A 21,013-nucleotide genomic window follows, 5' to 3' on the forward strand; every position below is an offset into this window, starting at 1 on the left:
CAGGTCAGCGCGAGTGGTGCGTCGTCGCGAAGCCGTGCAGGAGCAGGTCGGCGACCTGGAGACCGATGGCCGATGGATCGGTCTTGAGACTTCGGGCGAAGCGAAGGGTGAGCCGCAGGGTGCCCGCGATGGCCTGGGGGAGAAGCTCGGCGGGCAGGTCCGATCGCAGCCTGCCCTGTTCCTGGCCTCGCCGTACGAGCGTGATGACCGCCTCGTGCATCGCCCTGGTCTCGGGCGGCGGCGTCGGGCGGCGTGCGTCCGCCGGCAGGGGCTGTAGATCGGTCCCGACGGACAGCAGCGGGTAGCGCTGGGCGATCGTCGCCATCTCGAGGATCAGGCTCCGCAGCGCGTCGACCGGATCCATCTCGCGATCGAGCGCGTCCGTGACGACCTTCCGAGCCTCCACCGCGGCCGCCTCGAAGATCGCGCGGCGGAGCGCGTCGCGGTTGGGGTAACGCCGATAGACGGTGAGGCGTACGACCCCGGCCTCGTCGGCGATGCGCTGGATCGTCGCCTTGGGGTCCTCGACGAGAACCCGCGCCGCCGCCTCGAGGATCAAGCGGTCATTGCGCTGGGCGTCGGATCGGGGGCCACGGCTCCGAGGCCGACTCGGGGGCTCACGCACGTCTTAAGTGTTACATATGCGTATCAGATATTCCTCTAGCCTCAGCGGGGAACGGCCTGACACCGCCGAGCGAGGCGACGGCCGACCATGACCCGTTTCCCGACCGAGAGGAATCCACGTGAACATCGTCCCGATGCCAGACCAGGGCGGCGTGCTGGCGCTCAACGTCTTCACCGTCCGGCCGGCCGACCAGCAGTCGCTGATCGACTGCATCCGGGACGCCGGCGACCCGGCGGACGTTCCGGGACTGCTGTCCATGCACCTGCTCCGGAGCCTGGACGGAACGCAGGTGATCAACTTCATGTGCTGGACGAGCGAGGACGCGCTCAAGCGCGCGACGGCCGACCACCCGGTCATCAAGGAGACCAGAAAGCGGGTGAGCGGCCTGGTGCAGCGGGCCGCTCCCAACCTGTACGAGATCATCTCCGTCTCGCGGTGAGCTCGCCGGGCACCCTCGCGTCGACAAACCGATTGACCCTGTGAATCGCGAAAATCTACGCTTGCGGCCATTGCCCGAACGGCTTGACGGTCATATCAGAAAAGGGATTCTCATGGGCTTGGCCGACCTGCAGACCATCGATGTCGTCGCCATGGAGGACGACGGGACCGAGGGTCTGCATATCGTCGTCGGAAACGGGTGGCCGCCGGAGCGTGAGGCGCTTTACCACGTGCAGTTGCTCGTCAAACTGACGGGGACCCTCCACTACGCCGAGACGTGCGGGAAACGCTGCTCGGTCACCGTGCACAGTGCGGACGAGCCGCCCGCCGGCGTGCTGGAGTTCCTGCGCGCCGCGGGCGTACGGGCCGTGGTCGGCCTCGGGGACCGGGAGCGGCCCGCCGTCGGCCGCCCGCCCCGGTTCCCGAACCTGCCCGACGGGAGCCCCGACCTGGGCGCCCTGCAGGCCGCGAACGCCGCCGACTTCGCCGGGCGGCACGGCCTGGACGGCACCGTCGCGTCTCTGGACCGGCTCGACGAGGTCCTGGAGGCGCGCCGGCGGGAGGAGGGGCTCGGGCCGGACGACACCGACGAGGAGTTCGCCGACGGTGACCTGATCGTGCTCGGCGGCGCGTACGCGGGCGAGGTGCTGCGGTCGGCCGCCGGCGGGCGCTGGGTGCTCGGACGGGAGCCGATGATCGGGCCGTTGCACGTCGCGGTCGGCCCCGCCGGCGATGAAATGGCGGTCAATGTGCTTGGAAAGGTTCGCAAGTATCTGCGGTACGGCTCCGAGGATTCGGTGCGCAGTATCGTCTCGATGGTGCTGGCACGACTGAATGGCGGAATGCCCTCTTCCAGGTAGCGAAGGGCGTGTGGAGAAACGGGACCCGCGGCGTTAGGGTCGGTCGCCGTGACCGACATCGCCGGGCCACTCGAGGGCTCCCTCCGCTACGAGGACGGGGTCGCGGTCGCGCTCACGGCGCCCGGAGCGGGCCTGACCGCGCTCCCGTCCTCGATCGGCGACCTCACCGGGCTGCGCCACGTCGACCTGGACGGCAACGCCCTGACGGCCCTTCCCAGGGACATCGCGCGGCTCCCGCGGCTGGAGACGTTGCTCCTCTACAAGAACCGTCTCACCACGCTCCCGCCCGAACTCGGCGACACGACGTCCCTGCGCCACCTGAGCGTCGGCGGCAACCTGCTGTCCTCCGTTCCCGGAACGCTGTGGCGGCTCACCGGGCTGCGTTCGCTCAACCTCGCCGAGAACGCCCTCACCGAGATCCCCGAGGCCATCGGGCGGCTCACCGCGCTGCGGATGCTCGACCTCGCGCACAACCGGCTCCGCCGCATCCCGGAGAGCATCGGCGACCTGGCCGGGCTCACCGACTACCTCTACCTCGGCGACAACGGGCTCACGTCCGTGCCCGCCTCGCTGGGGCGGCTCGACCGGCTCGGCTACCTCAACCTCGCCGGGAACCGGCTCACCACGCTTCCGGACGCGATCGGCCGGATGGCCGCGCTGCACGAGCTGCGGCTCCAGGACAACCGGCTGACCAGGCTGCCGGGCTCGATCGGGCGGCTCGTACGGCTGCGGGAGCTGCACCTGCGCGATAACCGGATCACCGAGCTGCCCGAGTCGATCGGCGGATCGGTCGAGTTGCGCCTCCTCGACCTGCGGAGCAACCCGCTGACCCGGCTGCCCGAGGCGATCGTACGGCTGACGCGGCTCACGCATCTGGACCTGCGGGCCACCCGGCTGCGGGAGTTGCCGGACGGACTCGGTGACCTTCCCCGGCTGGAGAAGCTCGATCTGCGCTGGACCAAGCTCGATGCGATCCCCGGCTGCGTCGAACGGCTGCGGTCGCGCGGCTGCGTCGTTCTGCTCTAGCTTGATCTTTAACCTGCGGCGTCGGTGGCGCGACCCCGGTTGATCATGGATGAAGCCTTGGTTGATCATTCCTTCTTGCGACAGACGGAAGATCACGACCAAGGGCTTCAATTGATCAGTGTGCACGATGCCGGGGTTGCCGGTGCGCTCAGGGGGCTGTCGGCGTTCCGGCAGGAGTTCTACCGGTGCCTGACCGGGCGGGCGGATGCGTTGTTCGAGCTGACGGACGCGGTGTTGTGCGCGGACGGCCCGGTCCATTCGCTGGTGGAGTTGTCGCTGGTCGGTGAGCACCGCCGCGGTCACGGATCGCTGTATGCGGCGCTGGCCCGCGGCGAGGTGGACATCGCGCGGCTGGGCGGGGCGCTTGCGGCGGTGGCGTTGCCGCGGGCCGCTGATGGCCGGCTGGTGCTGGCCGTGGACATCACCTGCTGGCTGCGCCCCGAAGCCCACACCTCACCCGAGCGGATCTTGTGTCACACCTACGGGCGAGGCAAAGACCAGCACCTGATGATCCCCGGATGGCCGTACTCGGTGATCTGCGCGCTGGAGGCTGGCCGCACCTCCTGGACCGCGCCGCTGGACGCGCGGCGTCTCACACCGGGCGAGGACGCCGCCACGGCCACGGCCGCCCAGCTCCGCCAGACCATCACCCGGCTGATCGCGGCAGGGCAGTGGCATCCGGGTGACCCTGACATCTGGGTGGTGGCCGACGCTGGTTACGACGGGCCCCGCCTGGCCTACCTCCTGGCTGATCTGCCTGTTCAGGTGCTGGCCCGGATGCGCTCGGACCGTGTCCTGCGACGCGCGGCCCCGTCGTGGGTGCCGGGAACCTTGGGCCGGCCGCCCCGGCACGGCGGTGAGTTCGTCTTCGGTGATACCACCACCTGGGGCACCCCGGACGTCACCACCACCAGCGACACCCGTCTTTACGGCAAGGCCACCGTCCGGTCCTGGGACCGGCTGCACCCCCGGTTGACACATCGCTCGGCGTGGGTCGCTCAGGCCGGCACCTTGCCCGTCATCGACGGGCCGGTCATCCGGCTGGACATCACCCGCCTGCCCAGCGGCGCGATCCCCAAGCCGGTGTGGCTGTGGTGGTCCGGCACCGACGCCACCCCCGCTGAGGTCGACCATCTGTGGCAGGCGTTCTTGCGCCGCTTCGACATCGAACACACCTTCCGCCTGCTCAAACAAACCCTCGGATGGATCTGCCCGAAGATCCGCACCCCGCAGGCCGCCGACCGGTGGACCTGGATCATGCTGGCCGCCTACACCCAGCTCCGCCTGGCCCGCCCGCTGGCCGCCGACCCACGCCGCCCATGGGAACAACCGGCACCACAAGACCGCCTCACCCCCGCCCGAGTCCGCCGCGGGTTTCGGCACCTGCGCCCACAACTGCCCTGCCCGGCCAGCGCACCCAAACCCTCCCGGCCCGGCCCAGGACGACCGGCAGGCCGCCCCAACATCCACCCGACCCCACGCCACGACGTGCACATCATCGCCAAGACCGACACCAGACAGCGACGAACGAGAAAATCCACGACCCCACGACCACGCCGGACGGGTTAAAGATCAAGCTAGGGCCTGTTTCACAAGGATCAGATACTCAAGAGGCTGACCGTTCGCCACGGTGAACATGCACCTGGTCATGCCTGGTCGATCCGCTCCCTTGATGTCACTTCAGGACTTGCCCCTCGGGCTGTCACGCATGATCGCTATCTTCTTCCCCCATAGGCTCCGTCGCCGACATGGCGGAGTTGCTTGATCCCGTCACTGCGAGAAGAACGGAATGCCTCCACCATGACCGACCTCTTCACGGTTTCGATCGACGCCCGCGATGACCGGACTCTCCGGGGAAGAGTGCACATCATCAACCCCGATGCGTGCTTCTTTCCGCGGGGACCCGAGTTCCCGATGCAGGTGATCATGGATGCCTGGTGGTGCATGAACGAAGGCTTCTCCTTCGAGCTGGCCCCCTTCTCGCGTGACGAAGGCAAGGAGAGAGCCACCGAATCTTCAGCGAAGGACGAGTTCGAGGAACTCTACGATTTCTTCAGCGGCAAAAAGGTACGCGTCGACGCAGGCGGCTACCTGTTGGAGGATGGCTCCAAGAAGGTCCGTACACCTCAAGTCAGAGCGTCAGAGGTCTACAAGGACGATCTCCATCCCTACGGCGGGCAAGGCTTCGACGGAGATACCCACTACATCATGCTCAAGCCCAAGCCCACCGAGTTCAGAAAGAGGGCCCAGGAGATCATCATCTCCAACGAGCTGGGCGAGCAGCACAACGTGCCAACCGGAGTCGACATCTCGGATCTGTTCGAGGACGAGCTTGACGGGCTGCTCCGTGACCGTCCCCTGGAGGCACGTCCATACGCAGAGTTCACCGTCGAGGTGAGCGGAGCCCAATACCTGGAGCACCTGTCCGGTGGCATGCGGTGGTCTACTACCTATTCCGGTGCCTTGCCTAGGTTTTAGTGAGTCACCTCGCCCCACCCACCTCCACAACAGTTGGTCACAGCCACTCGTTGATGCAGGCGATGTACACAGTGGCGTCGTAGCGAACGGCAAGCTTGTCGTACCTGTTCGCTATCCCCCGGTTACGTTTGAGCCGGTTGATCGCACACTCCACTGCGTGCCGGCCGCGGTAATCAGTGACACCGAATTTGGGCGGCCGGCCACCACGGGAGCCGCGCTTGCGTCGGTGGGCGGCCTGGTCCTTCTTCTCTGGGATGGTGCACTTGATACCGCGTCGCCGCAGGTAACCGCGATTGGCGCGGGAGGAGTAGGCCTTGTCGGCCCGGACCCGGTCCGGACGGGTACGCGGGCGGCCCCCACCCGGGCGGGGCACCCGGATGCCCTCCAGCACCGGCCGGAACTGCGGGGAGTCGCCTCGCTGCCCGGCGGTGATCGCCAGCGACAGCGGCTTTTGTCCGTGATCGACGGCCAGGTGCAGCTTGGTGGTCAGCCCACCCCTGGACCGCCCGAGCCCATGATCGTCTGGCCCGCGGCGCACCCGCCCGGCGGTTCCTTCTGCCCCTCCCCTTTTTACGCGCACCGGCGGCGTGCTGGTGTGCGCGGGCCACGGTGGAGTCGACTGAGACATCCCAGGTGATCAGGCCCTCAGCGTCGGCTCGTGCCTGCAGATCGGTCACGATCCATTGGACAGCCCTCAGCGGGGACCCGGCTCCTGGTCCGCTACCCATGCCACGATACCCACGCGAGAGGTCAAGGCGAGTTTCGTCAAGATGTGTTCCACGTGAGCTTCGGCGGTCCGTTGAGCGATGACGAGAACGTCGGCGATCTCTTTGTTGCTCATGCCATTGCTGACCAACCTGGCAACCTGCCACTCCCTGGCTGTCAGCGGAATCGGAGGCGAGGCATCCGCCGATGCCGCGACCGAGGCTGTCGCTACCACATCCTCGCCGACCGCGTAAGCGAAAGCGCAATCGAAGTCCAATTCCATGCCGTATCGGAAGTTCGCTGCGAAATCTTCGTTCCCGAGCGCGTGCCGCAGTTGCGCCTCGCACTGCTCATTCGCGCGGGCGAACGGCAGCATTTCCAAAAGGGATACGCCACTCGTCTTTCGAAGGCTCTGCGCGATCCCGAGAAGGCGAACTGCGCGTTCGTGCTGTCCGGAGGACGCTGCCGTCCAGGCGAGTACCTCGATATTCCACGTCGACCCCCATCGATCATCGAGTGCTCGTTGACGGCGAAGGCTTTCTTGGAGCATCGCGGTGCCGCTCGGCATGTCTCCGTTCCGCCATTGTTCGAGACCGCTGATCCACATTCCCCAGGTCGTCGACCATTCGGCGCCGACGCTCTCGGCCAGCTCCTGACATCTGGCGCCGTAAGAGGAGGTGCGACGATCGCCCGTGAATATGTCGGCCAATGCCAAGAAGAACATGCACATGAAGGTGATCAGCAAGGCGTTTCTGGAGTGCGTGCCAGTGTCGTCGCGATAAGTGTCCAGGACCTTTTCTAGTAGTGGGATCCCCTCTTGTGGGTCGCCCCGGGTGACGGCGGCCACGCCTTGGGCGAGCCAAAGATGTGCGAGCGCATCAATGTCATCGAGTCGGCGCGCGACGGCGTAGCCTTCATTGAGAGCTCGCCGTGCGGCCGGCATATCGCCCTGCATGACGGCGAGATGGGCGTTCACCGCCAATGCCTTGACTCTTGTGGTATCGCGTCGATTCTCTTTCTTGAGAGCCTGGTCAAGCCAGTCTCGACCTTCACCGATGCGTCCGAAGAACGTCCAGCACTCCCACAGTGCGGTGATGATTTCTATTCCGGCATGCGCCCCATCGGGATCACTCATGCAAGAGTGCAACACGACCCGTAGGTTATCCCACTCCGGCTCGACCCATTCGATCCATTCCTTCTGGTGTCGACCGAGCCATTCGCGCTCCAAGTGTCGGCTTTTTCTTATATAGTAATCGCGGAATGATCGGCGCGTGGCCTCTATCTGCCCGGCTTCCATCAAGCGCATATGCCCATATTGGCGGATTGTCTCCAGCATCCGGTATCGCACTACGCCGGCGGACTCTTCTCGTGTGAGGATCGACTTGTCCAGCAGCTTGGCAAGCAGGTCAAGCATGTCCTCCTCGGCGATCTCGCCGCCGGTGCATACTTCCTGAACTGCCTCGAGGTCGCACGATCCGGAGAACACCGACAGCCGAGCCCACAAGACCTGCTCTTCTTGCGAGCACTGCTCATGGCTCCAGTCGATGGCGGCTCGCAAGGTCTGGTGTCGCGGCAGCGCGGCACGGCGCTTGCTGGCCAGTAGCTGAAAGCGATCCTCCAGCCGCGTGAGGATCTGCTCGACGGACAGCGACCGCAATTGCACTGCGGCCAGTTCGATCGCCAATGGAATACCGTCGAGCTGTTGGCACAGGCGAGCCACTGTAGTGCAGTTATCGGACGTAAGCGCAAAAGACGGCGCAGCAGTCGCCGCTCGCTCAACAAAAAGTTGAACCGCTTCATATTTGCGGGCTCGCCCTACCGTAAGGCCGTGGTTCGCCTCAGGTACTGACAAGGGCGGCACCTGGAAGACGAACTCGCCCTCGATGTTGAGAATCTGCCGACTGGTCGCGAGAATCCGCAGCCGCGGAGCCGCCGTAAGCAACTTCTTGGCCAGGATGGCGCAGTCGCGAAGTAGATGCTCGCAATTATCTAGCACCAGACAGAGATGCTTGTCTTCGAGATGCTCCTCCAGCATGGCCGTCGGAGACCGTGTCGAATCCTCCCGCAGCCCAAGAGCCGCCGCGACCGATCGCGCCAGCAGGCCACCGTCCTGGAGCGGCGCAAGATCGATAAGCCACGTGCCGTCCGCGAACGCCCTCCGCCTCCCGTCCGCGATCTGGAGGGCCAACCGGGTCTTCCCCACACCACCAGGCCCGGTCAACGTCACCAGGCGAGTGGCGGACAGCCTCCCAATGACCTCTGCCATCTCGCGCGGACGGCCCACGAAGCTGGTCAGGCCACATGGCAGCTTTCCGGTCTTCCGTATTCCGGCGGCCATACCTCACACTACGCCGCCACGCCGGCTGGGCATTCCGCCGCTGTGAAAGGCGGTGAAAGCGCCTTGGTCCCACCTGACCAAGGGGGTTAGCTTCGTCGATTGCCCGGAAAACGCTTTCCTCGTCGGTCGGAAGGGGAGTACCCGGATGGGACGTCCACGAAGTACGCGACAACGCCCAGGACGGCGGGCCGGAGCGGTCGCGATCGCCCTCGCCGCCGGGACGGTGATCGCGGGCGGCGTGCAGCTGCCCCGGCATGACGCGCTGGCGGCGACCGCGCGCCAGGTGGAGAAGCTGAACCGCGGACTGGTCAGCGTACGGTCCGGCAGCGGCAACTTCGTCAGCTGGCGGCTGCTCGGCACCGACCCTTCGGGCGTCGCGTTCAACCTCTACCGCGGCTCGGCCAAGGTGAACGCAGGCCCGATCACGAACTCCACGAACTACTACGACGCCGGCGCGGACGCCGCGGCCACGTACACGGTACGGCCCGTGGTGAACGGTGCTGAGCAGTCGCCATCGGAGTCGTCGCTGCGGTTCGGCGACGGCTATCTCGACGTGCCGATCCAGCCGCCCGCCGGAGGCACGACGCCCGACGGCGTCTCCTACACCTACAGCGCCAACGACGCGAGCGTCGGCGACCTCGACGGCGACGGGCAGTACGAGATCATTCTCAAGTGGGATCCGTCCAACTCGAAGGACAACTCCCAGTCCGGCTACACCGGCGACGTCTACGTGGACGCGTACCGGCTGAACGGCACCCGGCTGTGGCGGATCGACCTCGGCCGCAACATCCGGGCCGGCGCGCACTACACGCAGTTCCAGGTGTACGACTACGACGGCGACGGCAAGGCCGAGGTCGCCATGAAGACCGCCGACGGCACCAAGGACGGCACCGGAAAGGTCATCGGCGACGCCTCCGCCGACTACCGCAACTCCAGCGGGTACATCCTGTCCGGCCCGGAGTACCTCACGATGTTCAACGGGCAGACCGGCGCGGCGATGCAGACCGTCGACTACGTCCCCGCGCGCGGCACCGTCTCCAGTTGGGGCGACAGCTACGGCAACCGGGTCGACCGCTTCCTGGCCGGCACCGCGTACGTCGACGGGCAGCGGCCGAGCCTGATCGAGGCGCGCGGCTACTACACCCGTACGGTGATCAGCGCCTGGGACTGGCGGAACGGGGCGTTCACCCGCCGCTGGACCTTCGACACCAACAGCTCCACCAACTCCGGCAAGGGCTACGACGGCCAGGGCGACCACCAGCTGTCCGTCGCCGACGTGGACGGCGACGGCAAGGACGAGATCGTCTACGGCGCGATGTGCGTCGACGACAACGGCGCCGGCCTGTGGACCACCAAGAACGGCCACGGCGACGCGATGCACGTCGGCGACCTCGATCCGAGCCGTCCCGGTCTGGAGGAGTTCAAGGTCGATGAGGACTCTTCCAAGCCGAGCTCCTGGTTCGCCGACGCGCGTACCGGCCAGATCATCTGGAAGACCGACCCGAACGGCGACAACGGCCGTGGCGTCTCCGGCGACATCTGGGCGGGCAGCCCCGGCGCCGAGTCCTGGTCGTCCCACGCCGACGGTCTGCGCGACACCCACGGCAACGTCGTCGGCCGCAAGCCGTCGTCGATCAACTTCCTCATCTGGTGGGACGCCGACCCCGTACGGGAACTGCTCGACGGCACGCACATCGACGAGTACGGCACGAGTTCCGACACGCGCCTGCTGACCGGCTCCGGCGTCGCGTCCAACAACAGCACGAAGTCCACCCCGGCACTGTCCGGCGACATCCTCGGCGACTGGCGCGAGGAGGTCATCTGGCGGACGTCCGACAGCACGGCCCTGCGGATCTACACGACGACGGCGGTCACCGACCGGCGCATCGTCACGCTGATGCACGACACGCAGTACCGCACGGCCATCGCCTGGCAGAACACCGCCTACAACCAGCCGCCGCACCCGAGCTTCTTCATCGGCGACGGCATGGCCGAGCCCGCCCGGCCGAACATCTACACCCCCTGACGGGAGAGTCGCCATGGACCACATCGGCAGAAGGGCCGTGCTCAAGGCGGCCGGGGCCGGCGCGGCGGCGCTGGCACTGCCATCCCTGCTCCCGGCCACGCCCGCGTCGGCGGCGACGTTCGTCAAGGGCGCCGACGTCAGCTGGCTGCCGCAGATGGAGGCGAACGGCTACACGTTCTTCGACAGCGGCGGCGTCGAACGCGACCTGCTCACGATCCTGAAGGGGTACGGGATCAACGCGATCCGGCTGCGGACCTGGGTGAACCCCTCCAACGACCCCAGCAACGGCCACTGCTCGATCGACGAGACCGCGGCCATGGCCAAGCGCTGCAAGGACGCGGGCCTGCCGGTCGACATCGACCTGCACTTCGGCGACATGTGGAACTCGGCCGGCGTGCAGAACCCGCCGGCCGCCTGGGCGAACATGTCGTACAGCCAGATGCTGCAGGCGATGTACGACTACGTCTTCCACGCGATGAACGTCATCAAGGCAGGCGGCGTCACGCCCGGCTGGGTGCAGATCGGCAACGAGACCAACGGCGGCATCTGCCATCCGGTCGGCAGTCTCAGCAAGCCGGCGCAGATGACCGGCCTGCTCAACGCCGCGTACGACATGGTGAAGGAGGTGTTCCCCAGCACGCCGGTGCTCGTCCACCTCGCCCAGCCGCAGAACCTCGACGGCGTCTACGCGTTCCTCGACGCCTACCGCGGCAACGGCGGCAAGTGGGACGTCACCGGACTGTCGTCCTACGCCAGTGGGTCGAACATCCCGGGCGTCCTGTCCAACATGACGGCGATCCAGTCGAAGTACGGGAAGCCGGTGATGCAGGTGGAGTTCGGCGGGCGCTACGACCGGGCGGACCGGACCCGCACCGACCTGCAGACGTTCATCACCGGCCTGAAGAAGTTCGGCGGGCTGGGGCTGTTCTACTGGGAGCCGGAGGTGTACTCCCCGTTCAATTCCTACGGGATGGGGGCCTGGGACCCGGCCACCCGGCGTCCCACGACGGCGCTGAACGGCTTCCTGAACGCCTGACGGGCGACGGCCGTGGCGGGCATCCCCGCCACGGCCGTCGTCCCGGGCGTCCGGTCAGGAGACCTTGCCGACGCCCGCGCCCGCGGTCACGCTGGACTTCACCGACGAGGCGGATTCGGCGGAGTAGGAGTAGGGGATGCTCGCGACGCTGGAGGCGTTGCGGGTGGTGACGGTACCCGAGCCCACGAGGTAGTTGCCGTCCGCCTTCAGGTTGCCGTCCGGCGAGTCACCGGTCTGGATGACCGTCGGGTGGGAGACGTTGTCGAAGTAGTTCTTCTCGACGAACACGCCCGCGTTGCAGGTGGAGGCGACACCGTAGCTGGTGACGGCGCCGTAGTAGTTGTTGAAGACGTGCACCGGGTTGCCGAAGCGGACCCGCGGGTGCCGTTGGGTCGTCCCGTCGAACCAGTTGTGCACGTAGGTCACCCGCAGGTGGCCGAGGTCCTCGGACCCGTTGTCGTCGGAGTGGCCGAGCAGGGCGGTCTTGTCGTGATTGTGGTAGCGGTTCCACGACACCGTGACGTAGTCGGACGCCCGCTTGATGTCGGTCAGGCCGTCGTAGGCGTTCGACAGGTCGTTGTGGTCGATCCACACGTTCGTGGAGTACTGCACGTTGATGGCGTCGTCGGCCGAGCCGGTGAACGTCAGATTCCGGATGATCACGTTCTTGGCGTTGGCGACGTTGAGCCCGTACCCCGTGATCTTCCCGGCGGCGCCGACGCCGATGATCGTCTTGTTCGAAGTGACCTTCGTCATCGACGACAGCGAGATCGAGCCGTTGACCTTGATGACGAAGGAGCCGCTGCGCGAGGCGTAGTCGGTCAGCTGCGACGCGCTGGTCACGGTCACCGTCGTGCCGCCGGCGCCGCCGGTCGTGCCGCCGTTCAGGCTCGCGAACCCGACGGGGCTGGACTCGTACGCCGCGGCGGCGGCCGGTACGGCGGTGCCCGTCCTCGCGGTCGCACCCGTACCGGTCAGCGCACCGGCTCCGAGTGCGAGTCCGACAGCCGCGACCACGCTCCAGGGGCGCAGCGGAAGCCGCCGGCCCTGAGCCGTGCCTTGCGTGTTCCCCACGGTGAACCTCCTCCAGGGTGGGTGGTGCGGTGGGAGCGTCGGAAAAGCTTTTCCTGACGGCCAGGGTCGCGCCGTTGTTACCGAACCGTCAACGGCGGGTGCGCGGAGTGGCGCGCGTCGATCGGCCCGGTGGTCACGCGTGCATCCGGAGCATCGGGTCACCAGGGGGGACGTGTGGCGGAGGCCGGGCAGGCGGCGGGCGACCGCCGTGAAAGTTTCACCGGCGGTCCGGCCGGGGGGTGCGCGCGCCGCGTGGGGCGTACGGGCGGCGAGGTCTCCATCGCTCCGGACGGGCTCGGCCGACCGTCGCTCGCGGCGGAGGCGGATTCGTCGCTCATGGTCCGTTAAGCGGAACGCGCCGGGTTGAGGTGGAATGCGACCTGGAGTGAAATGGTTGTGCGAGCTAACGGCCGGTCGCTCCCCTCGGGAGGGCCGGTCTCGCGCTGCCGGGAGAAAGGGACACCACGTGACGACGACAAGGGCCCCGTCGACGGCAGAGGGAGTGGGCCTGCGATCAGAGCGGGGGCCGGTGCTCGCCGCGCTCATGCTCTGCACCGGGCTCGTCGCCCTGGACAGCACGATCATCGCGACCGCGGTGCCGTCCGTGGTCCACGACCTCGGCGGCTTCACGCAGTTCCCCTGGCTGTTCTCGATCTACCTGCTGACCCAGGCGGTCACCGTGCCGCTGTACGGGAAACTGGCCGACGTCTTCGGCCGCAAGCCGATCATGTTCTTCGGGATTGGAGCGTTCCTCCTCGGCTCCGTGCTGTGCGGTGCCGCTTGGAGCATGCTCAGCCTCATCATCTTCCGCGCCGTCCAGGGCGTCGGCGCGGGCGCCGTCCAGCCGATGAGCATGACCATGGTCGGCGACATGTACACCGTCGAGGAACGCGCCCGGGTGCAGGGGTACATCGCCAGCGTCTGGGGTGTGGCCTCGGTCGTCGGCCCGACGCTCGGCGGCGTGTTCTCCGACTACCTGTCGTGGCGCTGGATCTTCTTCGTCAACCTCCCGCTGGGCGCGCTGGCCGCTCTCATGCTCGCGCGGCGGTTCAACGAGGTCGTCGAGCGGCGCTCGCACCGCATCGACTACCACGGTGCCGTCCTGCTCACGGCCGGCTGCTCCCTGATCATCCTCGGCCTGCTCGAAGGCGGGGTGGCGTGGGGCTGGGCGTCGGCGCCGAGCCTTCTGATCTTCGCGATCGGCGCGGTCGCCCTCGTGGTCTTCTGCCTGCTGGAACGGCGGGCGGCGGAGCCGATCCTGCCGCTGTGGGTCTTCCGCCACCGCATCCTGACCGGCGGGAATCTCACGGCCGTCGTCGTCGGCGCGGTGCTGATCGGGCTCAGCTCGTACGTGCCGACGTACGCCGAGGGAGTGCTGGGCACCAGCGCGCTGGTGGCCGGGTTCGCGCTCGCCGCGCTCACGGTGGGCTGGCCGATCTCCGCCTCGCAGGCCGGGCGCGTCTACCTGCGCATCGGATTCCGCGACACCGCGCTGATCGGCAGCGTCGTGGCGGTGGCCGGGACGCTCCTGTGCCTCCCGCTCGGCGCGGACGCGAAGGTCTGGGAGGTCGCCGGCGCGTGCTTCGTGATCGGCATCGGCATGGGCTTCACCGCGAGTCCGACCCTGGTCGCCGTGCAGTCCGTCGTCGGGTGGGAGCGCCGCGGCGTCGTCACGGGGACCAACATGTTCGGCCGGTCGCTCGGCAGCGCGGTCGGCGCGGCGGTGTTCGGCGCCATCGCCAACGGGACCCTCGCGAGCCGGTTCGCCCACCCTCCGGCCGCGCTCGCCGGCCGGCTGGGCAAGAACGTCGACGCCGCCAGCCTGGTGTCGGCCGGCCGGGGCGGCGCGCGGGACGCGGCGACCGCGGCGTTCGTCCGGACCTCGCTCTCCCAGGCGGCCCACAACGTCTTTCTCACCCTCGTCGTGCTGGCGGTCATCGGGGTGGCGGCGGTGGCCCTGATGCCGCGCCGGGCCGAGCCCCTCGACCTCGGCTGAGGAGCCACGGACGCGCCTGCGGGCGGCGCCCTCACCCGGGTGGCTCATCGGCGGATCCACGGCCGTGACTCATCGGGCGAGGGTGGGCGCCTTCCGTGACCAGCGGCCTTCTTCCAGCTCGCGGACGATGAAGCGGGCGAGGTCGGTGCGGGCGATCATCCGGCCTCGCGGCGGGGTGATGCCCTCGCCGACGCGGTACTCCCCGGTGGCGGGAGTGTCCGTCAGCCGGGTGGGACGTACGAACGTCCAGTCCAGAGGACTTTCGCGGATGATCGTCTCCATCCGGCGCATGTCGCCGTAGAGCTCCTTGAGCAGCGTGTGAGCGACGGCGCGGTACCACAGCGGGAAGCCCGGATCGTCGTCGCGGACTCCGGCGGAGGAGATGGTGAGCAGACGGCGCACGCCCGTCGCCGTCATCGCGGCGACGAGCGATCGGGCGGTGCCGGAGTACAGGCCGTGCGCACTGCGGCCGGCCGGCCCGATCGCGGAGACGACGACGTCGTGTCCGGCCAGAGCGGCACGGACCTCGGCCGGATCGCGTACGTCCGCCCGGGCCACCGAAAGGCGTCTCGCGGCCTCCACTCCGAAGTCAGGGCTGAAACGGCCAGGGTCGCGTACGGCCGCGGTGACGGCGTGGCCGGCGTGCAGCGCTTCGCGGACGATGACCTCGCCGGTGCGTCCGGCGGCACCGAAGACGATGAGACGGCTCATGACGCCCTTTCTTCCGTGTGAAAGCTCGGGCCGCGAGGGCGGTGACCCCGAACAGAACGTACAGTACCAGTAATCATTTAGTGGCTGTAAAAATATAGTGGCGGTATTTCTGTTACCGTGGTTCCGGCCGCGTACCGGTGACGTGGAAGACGAGGAGGAGCTGGGGTGGCGGAAGGGCTGCGGGAGCGTAAGAAGCGCCAGACCCGGCAGCAGATCTCCGACACCGCGACGGCCCTGTTCTTCGAGCGGGGGTTCGACGCGGTACGGGTCGTCGACGTGGCGGCCGCCTGCGGGGTGTCGGAGAAGACCGTCTACAACTACTTCCCGACCAAGGAATCCCTGCTGCTGGACCGTGAGGCCCACCTCTCCGACATGCTGCGTGAGGCGTTGGGCCCGGCCACGCTCATCGCCTCGCCGATCGAGGCCGTGAAACAGGCGTTCATCGCTGAGATCGGCGCCTTCTTCGATCGCTCGGGGACCGCGGGCGGCGACTTCCGGCAGGTGCTGCGTTTGGCCGAGGTCATCGAGTCGTCGCCGTCGCTGCGGGCTGCCCAGCGTGACATGATGGACCGCCTCGCTGAGGTCGCCGCCGAGGCGATGGCCCGGCGGGCCGGCGTGGACCCCCTCGACCCGGCACCGCAGATCGCCGCCACCGCCATCACCGGCCTGTGGGCGGTCGCCTTCCGCGCCCTGCGGCGCGAGGCGAAGACCGCGACCGATGCCGCCGCTGCCCGTGCCGCGGTCGTCGCCGACATCGAACAGGCGGCGAGTCTGCTGGAGACCGGACTGTGGTCCTTCGCCCTGCTGGTGCAGGGGCATGACGACCCTGATCACCTCGCCAGGGCGGCGCGGGCCTGTGATCGGTCGCGCGAGCAAGTGCTGACCCGCCTGCGCCGCGCCCGCGACACCTGGGCGGGGGCGCGGCATGCCGACGCACCCGGCTCTTCCGGCCCTTGAGCCGTCCGGTCCTGCCGCGCGATCTCCGCTCTGACCCGTCCGGCCGCCGTCCACAGGGGGCGAGCGGAGGGCTCATCGCCCTTCTCCCGGGAGGGAGATGGCGATGAGCCCGCACTCGACGGCGTGGAACGGCCACCCCCGTCGGGCCTATGGTTGATCTTCTTCGGGCTCAGGCCGCCTTGGGCGGGATGCGCCGGGTGACGTCGACACGGAGGGTGGCCAGGTCGACGCCGGAGTCCGTGAGGACACGGGCGGCGAGCCCCTGGCCCTCCCGGATCAGGCCGAGCAGCATGTGCCCGCCGCCGATGTAGTTGTGCCCGAGGTTGAGGGACTCGCGCAGCGAGAGCTCCAGCACCTTCTTGGCGCGTCTGGTGAATGGGATGTGCCCTTTCGGCATCGCCCGGCGCGCCTTCGGTTCGAGCGCCCCCGGGCCGAAGCTCGCCTCGGTCGCCTGGCGCACCTGGTCCAGGTCGATGCCGATCATGGCGAGCGCGTCCGGGTCGAGGGCGTCGTCCGCCGGCGTGGTGAGCCGGGCGATTCGTCCGTGCAGGTCCTTCTGGGTGACGCCGTGGTCGATGAGCGCCTGCGCCGCCGGGCCGTGGCCCTCGTCGAGGAGGGCCAGCAGCAGGTGCTCGGTGCCGATGAACGGATGACGCAGGCGCCGCGCCTCCTCCTGGGACAGACGCACCGCCTGCCGAGCGTCGTCGGCGAACCGTTCGAACATCGCTACCGCTCCTTTCCGAGGATCCGTCGGCCGCCGCCGTGCTTCTTGTGGACCGCCTGCCGGCTGACGCCGAGGCAGACGGCGATCTCCTGCCAGGACCATCCCTGGTCACGCGCGTTCTCGACCTGCAGCGCCTCCAGGCGCTCGGCGAGTTCGCGCAGCGCGCGTACCGCTCGCAACCCGATCGCCGGGTCGCGGCTGCTCGCCTCCTGGGCGAGCTGGACTCCATCGCTCATGCCGTCAACATAGGTTGACAACAGCCTGATTGTCAACCGAAGTTGACGCGCCTACTGGAACGTAACGTGCGCCGGGCGCATCACCAGGACGACCCGCCGGTCCGCGTCGGGCAGCGGCGGCTCGTAGGAGAGCCCGTAGCGGCGGGCGAGGACGTCGAAGAACGCGCCTTCGGGGTCGGGCTCGACGTTCTCGACGATGCCGCGAACCTCCAGATAGCGGTACGGCTGGTCGGGATCGTTGACGGAGATCGCGACGGCCGGCTCACGCTGGACGTTGCGGCACTTCTGGCGGTCGGTCGTCGTGGTGAAGCGCAGGTGCTCGCCGTCCCAGAGCAGCCACACCGGGGTGACCTGCGGGCGCCCGCCGGGGCCGGTCGTGGCCAGATGGCCGAACAGCGGGCGCTCGAGGAGGTCCCGATGGGTCTCTGGAATGTCCGTGCGTGGGGCGTGAGTCATTGATCGCTCCCGGTCAGGTGTCGGGCGAGCCGGTCGGCCGCGAGGCCGAGCCATGTCCATCGGGCGTTGGCCACCAGGTGGTCGCCCTCGGGGATCAGGAGGTACTCCCCGCGCGGCGCGTGCCGGGCGAGGTCCTCGCCATTGGTCGCGCCCGGGATGACGTCCCGGCCGCCGTCGACGACCAGGAGCGGCTGCTCGATGCGCTCCGGCACGCCGGTCGCGTCGATGCGGCGGGCGAACTCCCGGGCGGCGTCCGCGTCGCCGGCGCGCAGCGTCAGCGTCTCGGTGACGAACGGCGGGAGCGTGTCCCAGTCGAGCCGCGTCGGTCCGCTGACCAGTACCCCGCTCCGGAGGCGCGGCTCGGCGGCCAGCGACAGGGCCCCGTAGAAGCCGCCGAGGCTGAGGGCGATCGCGCCGATCCGCCCGGTGTCCAGGTCGTCCCGGTCGGCGATGGCGTCGATCGCGGCGGAGGTGACCTTGTCGTAGTCGGGTCGTGGCGCGGTCCCGGGAGCGAGCTCGCCCTGGCCGGGGCCGTCGATGGCCAGCGTCGCCAGGCCCCGCCGCAGCAGCGCGTCGGCGATCGAGACGAACTCCTCCTTGCCGGAGTCCATCCCCGGGATCACCACGACGAGCGGCGGCCTCCGGACGCCGGCCGGCCGGCGCAGGGTCCCGACGACCTCTCCGGCGTCGACCCGCTCCCAGGTGGGGTCCAGAAGGGTGAGCGCCCGGCGCATCGCGTCGGCGGACTCGCCGTGGCCGTTCCGGTCGGGGTGGGGGATCGTCGTGGCGAAGTGGAACCACAGCGCGGCGTCCCGGTAGGCCTCGCCCGCGGAGACGAGCCGACCCTCGCTCTCGGCCCGCTCACCCGCCTCCAGGTGCTCGCGGCCGGTCCGGCGAAACGCCGCCGGCCAGTCGCGCAGGGCGGTCAGCCCGGCCGTGACGGCGTCGTACTCACTGGCGTCCACGCCCGCGGACACCGCACGCGAGCGGGCCGAGGCGATGAACCCCGGCAACGCCGGGGGATCGTCCAAGAAGGTCAACACGCACCTCCATGTCGTGCGGATGGGTACGGCCGGGAACGATATCAAGACCTTGATATTCGTCAAGACCGGAACGATTGCTCGGGTCTGTATGATCCGGGCATGGGCATGCCGCTGGACGAACGCCTCGGAATGGACCTCAAGCGGGTGGAGCAGGAGCTCATGGCGGCCAAGCACGCCGCGGTCAAGGTCGCCGGGCTGACCGTCCCGCAGTACGCCGCGCTGTACGTTCTCGCCGGCAACCCCGGCATGTCGGGCGCCGCGTTGGCTCGCGCCTGCGTGGTCACGCCCCAGGCGATGACCGGAGTCCTGAAGAACCTCGAGGAGCGCGGCCTCGTCGAGCGCACTCCGCACCCCTGGCACCGCAACGTGCTGGAGACGCGCCTCACCGAGAAGGGCCGGGCGGCGCTCGAGAAGGCGGACGCGCGGGCCTCGGCGATCGAGCGCCGCGTCTTCGAGGAGTTCAGCCCCGAGGAGCGCGACGCCCTCCGTGCCCTCCTCGCCCGGTTCGCCAAGGCGATCCAGGCGGAGGCGGCCGAACAGGCCGCCGAATGAGATCCGGCGGTTCCCGGCTCGGCAGTTGACCGAATGAGATTCGACTCACCGGCCCGGCGATCTTCCGCTGCGCCGGTGCGGTTGGCCATACTCGACGGACGGGGAACGGGGCACGGTGACGGAGGGATGGGATGACGGTTCTCACCAGCGCGCTCGACACCGCCGGCCCGGCCTATGCCGCCCGGCGGGCGGCGATGCTGGCCAAGCTGGCGGAGCTGGACGCCGAGCACGCCAAGGCGGTCGCGGGCGGTGGCCCGAAGTACGTCGAACGGCACCGGAAGCGCGGCAAGCTGCTGGCCCGGGAGCGGATCGAGCTGCTGATCGACCCGGACTCGCCGTTCCTGGAGCTGTCGCCGCTGGCCGCCTGGGGGACCGACTTCACGGTCGGCGCGAGCGTGGTCACCGGCATCGGCGTGGTCGAGGGTGTCGAGTGCGTGATCGCCGCCAGCGACCCGACCGTACGCGGCGGCTCCAGCAACCCGTGGACGATGCGCAAGTCGTTCCGGGCCTCCGAGATCGCGCTGCGCAACCGCCTGCCGGTGATCAATCTCGTCGAGTCCGGCGGCGCGGACCTGCCGACGCAGAAGGAGATCTTCATCCCGGGCGGCCGGACGTTCCGCGACCTGACCCGGCTGTCGGCCGCCGGCATCCCGACGATCGCGCTCGTGTTCGGCAACTCCACCGCGGGCGGCGCGTACCTGCCCGGCATGAGCGACTACGTCGTCATGGTCAAGGACCGCGCCAAGGTCTTCCTCGGCGGCCCGCCGCTGGTCAAGATGGCCACCGGTGAGGAGTCCGACGACGAGAGCCTCGGCGGCGCCGAGATGCACGCCCGTACCAGCGGCCTGGCCGACTACATGGCCGCCGACGAGCACGACGCGCTGCGGATCGGCCGCCGCATCGTCGCCCGGCTCGACTGGCGGAAACAGGGCCGTCAGCCGCTGCCCGCGCGCCCGCCCGCGTACGACGAGGACGAACTGCTCGGCGTCGTCCCGGAAGACCTGAAGGTCCCGTTCGACCCGCGCGAGGTGATCGCCCGGATCGTCGACGGCTCCGACTTCGACGAGTTCAAGCCGCTGTACGGCGACAGCCTCGTCACCGGCTGGGCGGCGCTGCACGGCCACCCGATCGGGATCCTCGCCAACGCGCGCGGCGTGCTGTTCGGCGAGGAGGCGCAGAAGGCCGCGCAGTTCATCCAGCTGGCGAACCAGAGCGGCACGCCGCTGCTCTTCCTGCAGAACACCACCGGCTACATGGTCGGCGCGGAGTACGAGCAGGGCGGCATCATCAAGCACGGCGCGATGATGATCAACGCGGTGTCCAACAGCCGGGTGCCGCACCTCACCGTGGTCATGGGCGCGTCGTACGGCGCGGGCAACTACGGCATGTGCGGCCGGGCGTACGACCCGCGCTTCCTGTTCACCTGGCCGAGCGCCAAGTCGGCGGTGATGGGCCCGGCGCAGCTGGCGGGCGTGCTGTCCATCGTCGGGCGGCAGGCCGCCCAGGCGCGCGGCCAGGTGTACGACGAGGAGGCGGACGCTCAGATGCGCGCCATGGTCGAGCAGCAGATCGAGGCCGAGTCGCTGCCGTTCTTCCTGTCCGGGCGGCTGTACGACGACGGCGTGATCGACCCGCGCGACACCCGCACCGTCCTCGGCCTCTGCCTGTCCGCGATCAACAGTGCCCCCGCCGCCGAGCCCGCGCAGGGCTTCGGCGTCTTCAGGATGTAGGC

19 protein-coding genes and 1 pseudogene are annotated in these 21,013 nt (G+C 68.7%); 11 read left to right on the forward strand and 9 right to left on the reverse strand.

The window, feature by feature from the left end; all coding sequences use genetic code 11:
- Window positions 1-4 precede the first annotated feature (4 nt).
- Window positions 5-559: a TetR family transcriptional regulator gene (locus ABEA24_RS39830; RefSeq protein ID WP_345438335.1), complete on the reverse strand. Its 555-nt coding sequence runs from the start codon at window positions 557-559 to the stop codon at window positions 5-7.
- 184 nt (window positions 560-743) lie between these two features.
- Here ABEA24_RS39830 and ABEA24_RS39835 point away from each other — a divergent pair, with 184 nt between their 5' ends.
- The 5 genes from ABEA24_RS39835 (at window position 744) to ABEA24_RS39855 (ending at window position 5,427) form a co-directional block, all read left to right on the forward strand.
- Window positions 744-1,064 carry an antibiotic biosynthesis monooxygenase family protein gene (locus ABEA24_RS39835; RefSeq protein ID WP_345438337.1) on the forward strand — a complete coding sequence of 107 codons (321 nt, stop codon included), beginning with the start codon at window positions 744-746 and terminating at the stop codon, window positions 1,062-1,064.
- A gap of 112 nt (window positions 1,065-1,176) precedes the next feature.
- Complete coding sequence (locus ABEA24_RS39840; protein WP_345438339.1) at window positions 1,177-1,923, forward strand: hypothetical protein; 747 nt, start codon at window positions 1,177-1,179, stop codon at window positions 1,921-1,923.
- A 48-nt stretch (window positions 1,924-1,971) separates the two neighbouring features.
- Entirely contained in the window at window positions 1,972-2,949 is a 978-nt protein-coding gene (locus tag ABEA24_RS39845; RefSeq protein WP_345438341.1) for a leucine-rich repeat domain-containing protein, read from the forward strand.
- 120 nt (window positions 2,950-3,069) lie between these two features.
- Window positions 3,070-4,518, forward strand: coding sequence for an NF041680 family putative transposase (locus ABEA24_RS39850; RefSeq protein WP_345438597.1), 1,449 nt, complete (start codon window positions 3,070-3,072; stop codon window positions 4,516-4,518).
- 231 nt (window positions 4,519-4,749) lie between these two features.
- Window positions 4,750-5,427, forward strand: a complete 678-nt coding sequence (locus ABEA24_RS39855; RefSeq protein ID WP_345438343.1) for a hypothetical protein — start codon at window positions 4,750-4,752, stop codon at window positions 5,425-5,427.
- Between the two features lie 37 nt (window positions 5,428-5,464).
- Here ABEA24_RS39855 and ABEA24_RS39860 read toward each other — a convergent pair whose 3' ends face one another.
- Window positions 5,465-5,965: an IS5 family transposase gene (locus ABEA24_RS39860; protein WP_425551292.1), complete on the reverse strand. Its 501-nt coding sequence runs from the start codon at window positions 5,963-5,965 to the stop codon at window positions 5,465-5,467.
- Between the two features lie 156 nt (window positions 5,966-6,121).
- Window positions 6,122-8,470, reverse strand: a complete 2,349-nt coding sequence (locus ABEA24_RS39865; RefSeq protein WP_345438345.1) for an ATP-binding protein — start codon at window positions 8,468-8,470, stop codon at window positions 6,122-6,124.
- Between the two features lie 145 nt (window positions 8,471-8,615).
- Between ABEA24_RS39865 and ABEA24_RS39870 the strand changes: the two genes are divergently transcribed.
- Complete coding sequence (locus ABEA24_RS39870) at window positions 8,616-10,496, forward strand: rhamnogalacturonan lyase (protein WP_345438347.1); 1,881 nt, start codon at window positions 8,616-8,618, stop codon at window positions 10,494-10,496.
- A 13-nt stretch (window positions 10,497-10,509) separates the two neighbouring features.
- Complete coding sequence (locus ABEA24_RS39875; RefSeq protein WP_345438349.1) at window positions 10,510-11,532, forward strand: glycosyl hydrolase 53 family protein; 1,023 nt, start codon at window positions 10,510-10,512, stop codon at window positions 11,530-11,532.
- A gap of 54 nt (window positions 11,533-11,586) precedes the next feature.
- Here ABEA24_RS39875 and ABEA24_RS39880 read toward each other — a convergent pair whose 3' ends face one another.
- Window positions 11,587-12,606, reverse strand: a complete 1,020-nt coding sequence (locus ABEA24_RS39880; protein ID WP_345438351.1) for a pectate lyase family protein — start codon at window positions 12,604-12,606, stop codon at window positions 11,587-11,589.
- A gap of 466 nt (window positions 12,607-13,072) precedes the next feature.
- On the opposite strand from ABEA24_RS39880, the gene ABEA24_RS39885 reads away from it, so the two are divergent.
- On the forward strand, window positions 13,073-14,602 hold the full coding sequence (locus ABEA24_RS39885; protein WP_345438353.1) for an MDR family MFS transporter: 1,530 nt from the start codon (window positions 13,073-13,075) through the stop codon (window positions 14,600-14,602).
- Window positions 14,603-14,671: 69 nt separating this feature from the next.
- On the opposite strand, the gene ABEA24_RS39890 is transcribed toward ABEA24_RS39885, so the two are convergent.
- A complete protein-coding gene (locus ABEA24_RS39890) occupies window positions 14,672-15,313 on the reverse strand; it encodes an NAD(P)-dependent oxidoreductase (protein ID WP_345438356.1) in 642 nt (213 codons plus the stop codon).
- A 165-nt stretch (window positions 15,314-15,478) separates the two neighbouring features.
- Between ABEA24_RS39890 and ABEA24_RS39895 the strand changes: the two genes are divergently transcribed.
- Window positions 15,479-16,270, forward strand: a complete 792-nt coding sequence (locus ABEA24_RS39895) for a TetR/AcrR family transcriptional regulator (RefSeq protein WP_345438358.1) — start codon at window positions 15,479-15,481, stop codon at window positions 16,268-16,270.
- A 199-nt stretch (window positions 16,271-16,469) separates the two neighbouring features.
- Here ABEA24_RS39895 and ABEA24_RS39900 read toward each other — a convergent pair.
- The 4 genes and pseudogenes from ABEA24_RS39900 to ABEA24_RS39915 all read right to left on the reverse strand — a co-directional run.
- Window positions 16,470-16,994, reverse strand: a pseudogene (locus tag ABEA24_RS39900) (Clp protease N-terminal domain-containing protein); the annotation flags it as partial.
- A gap of 2 nt (window positions 16,995-16,996) precedes the next feature.
- A complete protein-coding gene (locus ABEA24_RS39905; RefSeq protein ID WP_345438363.1) occupies window positions 16,997-17,230 on the reverse strand; it encodes an RNA polymerase subunit sigma-70 in 234 nt (77 codons plus the stop codon).
- Window positions 17,231-17,281: 51 nt separating this feature from the next.
- Window positions 17,282-17,686 (reverse strand): PPOX class F420-dependent oxidoreductase, encoded by a 405-nt coding sequence (locus tag ABEA24_RS39910; protein WP_345438365.1) that lies wholly within the window; start codon window positions 17,684-17,686, stop codon window positions 17,282-17,284.
- Entirely contained in the window at window positions 17,683-18,729 is a 1,047-nt protein-coding gene (locus tag ABEA24_RS39915; protein ID WP_345438367.1) for an alpha/beta hydrolase family protein, read from the reverse strand. The genes ABEA24_RS39910 and ABEA24_RS39915 overlap by 4 nt, the downstream gene beginning before the upstream one ends.
- Window positions 18,730-18,828: 99 nt before the next feature.
- Here ABEA24_RS39915 and ABEA24_RS39920 point away from each other — a divergent pair, with 99 nt between their 5' ends.
- Together ABEA24_RS39920 and ABEA24_RS39925 are read left to right on the forward strand one after the other, a co-directional pair.
- Window positions 18,829-19,281 carry a MarR family winged helix-turn-helix transcriptional regulator gene (locus ABEA24_RS39920; RefSeq protein ID WP_345438369.1) on the forward strand — a complete coding sequence of 151 codons (453 nt, stop codon included), beginning with the start codon at window positions 18,829-18,831 and terminating at the stop codon, window positions 19,279-19,281.
- Between the two features lie 131 nt (window positions 19,282-19,412).
- On the forward strand, window positions 19,413-21,011 hold the full coding sequence (locus tag ABEA24_RS39925; RefSeq protein ID WP_345438371.1) for an acyl-CoA carboxylase subunit beta: 1,599 nt from the start codon (window positions 19,413-19,415) through the stop codon (window positions 21,009-21,011).
- Window positions 21,012-21,013 lie beyond the last annotated feature (2 nt).

The organism is Actinoallomurus vinaceus (assembly GCF_039542055.1).
GTDB lineage: Bacteria > Actinomycetota > Actinomycetes > Streptosporangiales > Streptosporangiaceae > Actinoallomurus > Actinoallomurus vinaceus.